The sequence below is a fragment of the Devosia sp. genome, from assembly GCF_017307565.1.
GTDB lineage: Bacteria > Pseudomonadota > Alphaproteobacteria > Rhizobiales > Devosiaceae > Devosia.
The window spans coordinates 1-2,197 of record NZ_JAFKHD010000012.1 but is presented as its reverse complement, the minus strand read 5'-3'; the positions used below and the strand labels follow the sequence as shown (position 1 = coordinate 2,197).

Genomic DNA, 2,197 nt, shown 5'->3' with positions numbered 1-2,197 from the left:
GGCTGACGGTGGGCTGGCTGGTCGTGGCCTTGCTCGCGACCGGCTTTCTGTTGACGGACCTCTATTCGCGCGCACTCGACACGACGCTGTCCCAGACCCTCGATTTCCATGTCGAAAGCCTTGCGGGCATTTTGCTCGAAGCCGGCGATCCGCGTGATCCCGACATTGCGCTGGCTGATCCGCGGTTCGATCGGCCGCGCTCGGGCTGGTACTGGATCATCCGCGACGGCGAGGGAACGCTGGTCAACCTGTCCACATCGGTGGTCGGCATCGATCTGCCGCAGCTTTCAGGGGCGCTCGATTCCACTGGACGGCGGACGGGGGTCGTCTCCGATGCGTTTGGTACGCAATTGCGTGTGGTCGAACGCAGCGTCACCCTGGACAATGAAACATATCGCATTGTCGTTTCGGGCAATCTGACCGAAATTCTAGGCCTCGTCGGCGAGTTTCGGGGGCAGACTTTCATCGTGCTCGGCGCCGTGGGGGCGATGCTGGCGATCATGAGCGTGATCGTGGCGCGTTTTGCGCTGAGGCCGATCGACAGGCTGAGCGCGGCCATCGAAAGCGTGCGCGAAGGCGAAAGCACCGAGGTCACGGGGCATTATCCCACCGAAATTGCGCCTCTGGCCGAGGAGGTCAACGAGCTCCTGCGCTCGAACGCGCAGATCATCGAGCGCGCGCGCAACCAGGTGGGCAATCTCGCCCATGGGCTGAAGACGCCCATTGCCGTGCTGCGCAATGAAGCGGGTGCCAAGAAGGGCGCACTGGCCGACGTCGTGCAGGCAGAGACCGAGAAGATGAGCAACATGGTCTCGACCTATCTCGAACGGGCGCGATTGGCTGCGCGCACTTCGGTCGTCGGCAAGAAGGCCGACTCGACCATGATCATGCTGCGCCTGACGCGCGTGATGCGCAAAATCCATCCCGATGTGACCATCGCCTTTCAGCGTCCGGACGCGTCGCTGCCCTGGTTCCGTGGCGACGAGGCGGACCTCGAGGAAATGGCGGGCAATCTGCTCGACAATGCCTGCAAGTGGTCCAAGGGGCAGGTGGGGGTCCGGCTTTCGAGCGAGCGCAACCCCAAGGGCACGCAATTGTTGATTCGCATCGACGACAACGGGCCAGGACTTTCCGAGGAAGACGCGCGCAAAGTGTTGCGCCGCGGTGTCAGGCTCGACGAGAAAACGCCGGGTTCGGGACTGGGGCTGGATATCGTCAAGGAACTGGTTGATGTCTATGGCGGAAGTCTGGAGCTCAAACGGTCCGCGCTTGGCGGATTGCTGGTGGAACTTCGCCTGCCCACGGCGCGTTTGGGTGGGTTGGTCCGTTCTCCCGCGGCCTGACGCACTTTCGCCGCAATAGCTCAACAAGAACCGACCGAATGCTGAAAAGGTCCATATAGATGAATCGCTTCGCCCTGTTTGCCACGCCAATTCTCGCTCTGGTACTCGCCGGTTGCTCCAGCACCGGAACGAGCCAGGTGGCTCAGGCGCCGGTTGTTACCGCGCCCGTCGTGGCCCAGCCGCTGGTGCCCAGCTCTGCCCAGACTGTGCAGCAGGCGCGTTTGACGACCAATGTGTCGAGCGGTTTCGTCGACCCGGCTGCCCTGTCTCTGATGACTGCCAAGGATTCCAACGAAGCCAATAGTGCCCAGTTCTACGCGCTGCAGTTTGGCCGCCCCGGCGCCCCGCGCCAGTGGGCCGGCGACCGCGGCACGACCGGTTCGGTAGCTGTTGGTCCCTATGTCCGCGTCAACAATCTCGACTGCCGCGACTTCACTCACACGGTCAAGGTCAATGGCCAGGACTACGTGAGGAAGGGCACCGCCTGCCGCGAGCAGACCGGCAACTGGAACGTGGTTCAGGGCGCTGCCTGAAGCTAGATAATTCGGCAAATGCTTGCCCTCGACGGCGGCTCCCGCGTTTTGGCTCCCTTGTAGCCGATGCCGGGTGCCGCCATCTTGCTTTGCGGTGAACGAATTTCCCTGTCGTTAGAAGTCCATGTGCCGCGGATAAGGATTGTTTACCTGCGCCCGTTACGCTGGCAGCACACACCCCTATGACCGATTTGCGTTGATGACACAGCTTGCCAATCGTGTGGACGCGAGTGCGTCGGCCTCAACAAAGCCGGCGGCGGCAGCCACCAAAGTCTCTGGCCCGTTCTGCGGCCTCATTGATTGCGTCCTCGTGCAGGATCC

2 protein-coding genes are annotated in these 2,197 nt (G+C 62.4%); both read left to right on the top strand.

Features of this window, described 5'->3' with window-relative positions; genetic code table 11:
• The coding region (locus J0I64_RS00145; RefSeq protein WP_291405262.1) for a HAMP domain-containing sensor histidine kinase at window positions 1-1,343 on the top strand (1,343 nt) is incomplete at its 5' end.
• A 59-nt stretch (window positions 1,344-1,402) separates the two neighbouring features.
• A complete protein-coding gene (locus tag J0I64_RS00140) occupies window positions 1,403-1,876 on the top strand; it encodes a hypothetical protein (RefSeq protein ID WP_291405260.1) in 474 nt (157 codons plus the stop codon).
• The last annotated feature ends 321 nt before the right edge of the window (window positions 1,877-2,197 follow it).

Bases quoted from the DNA above. Each gene is read 5' to 3' on its own strand.
- J0I64_RS00140 (WP_291405260.1), top strand. From the start codon at position 1,403: ATGAATCGCTTCGCCCTGTTTGCCACGCCAATTCTCGCTCTGGTACTC.